Annotated in this window: 1 protein-coding gene; it reads left to right on the top strand. The window is 41.9% G+C overall.

Going from position 1 to position 1,174, the window contains the following annotated elements:
* Nucleotides 1-4 precede the first annotated feature (4 nt).
* Nucleotides 5-1,174: elongation factor Tu (tuf, locus tag BAZSYMA_RS04185; protein ID WP_090715929.1), on the top strand; the 1,170-nt coding region annotated here is incomplete at its 3' end.

The following is a 1,174-nucleotide window of genomic DNA, read 5'->3' on the forward strand; positions in this document are numbered from 1 at the left end:
AAATATGTCAAAAGAAAAATTCGAAAGAACCAAACCCCATGTAAATGTAGGCACAATTGGCCATGTTGACCATGGTAAAACAACGCTAACAGCAGCGATAACTAAAGTTATGGCTGAGGCTAACGGTGGTGAGTTCAACGACTATGCAGATATTGATAATGCACCTGAAGAAAGAGAACGTGGCATTACGATTTCAACAGCGCATGTAGAGTACGAGTCAGAGAATCGTCATTACGCTCATGTTGATTGCCCGGGCCATGCTGATTATGTTAAAAATATGATTACAGGTGCTGCGCAGATGGACGGTGCTATTATCGTTATTGCTGCAACGGATGGTCCAATGGCTCAAACGCGTGAGCACATTCTTTTGTCTAAGCAGGTAGGCGTACCTTATATTCTTGTTTACATGAACAAAGCCGATATGGTTGATGATGATGAGTTAGTAGAATTAGTTGAGATGGAGATTCGTGAATTATTGACTGAATATGATTTCCCAGGTGATGATACACCAGTTATTTTTGGTTCTGCACTTAAGGCGTTAGAGGGTGACACATCAGAGATTGGTGTACCTTCAATCTTTAAGTTGGTTGAAGCGCTAGATTCGTACATTCCAACCCCTAAACGCGATACAGATAAAACTTTTATTATGCCAATTGAAGATGTGTTCTCAATTTCCGGTCGTGGTACTGTTGTAACGGGTCGTATTGAAGCAGGTGTTGTTAATGTTAATGATGAAATTGAGATTGTTGGTATTAGAGATACGCAAACAACAATCTGTACAGGTGTTGAGATGTTCCGTAAGTTGTTGGATTCTGGTGAGGCTGGCGATAATGTCGGTGTTTTACTTCGTGGCACTAAACGAGAAGATGTGGAGCGTGGTCAAGTATTGGCTAAGCCTGGTTCTATTAAACCACATGCAAAGTTTGAGGCTGAGATTTATGTATTAAGTAAGGATGAAGGTGGAAGGCATACTCCATTCTTTAATAACTACCGTCCACAGTTCTACTTCAGAACAACGGATGTAACCGGTGCTTGTCAGTTGCCAAAAGATGTGGAGATGGTAATGCCAGGCGATAATGTCAAGATGGAAGTAGAGTTGTTGTCGCCAATCGCAATGGAAGATGGTTTGAGATTTGCTATTAGAGAAGGTGGACGCACGGTTGGTGCGGGCGTT

It is taken from the genome of Bathymodiolus azoricus thioautotrophic gill symbiont, from assembly GCF_001298715.1.
Taxonomy (GTDB): domain Bacteria; phylum Pseudomonadota; class Gammaproteobacteria; order PS1; family Pseudothioglobaceae; genus Thiodubiliella.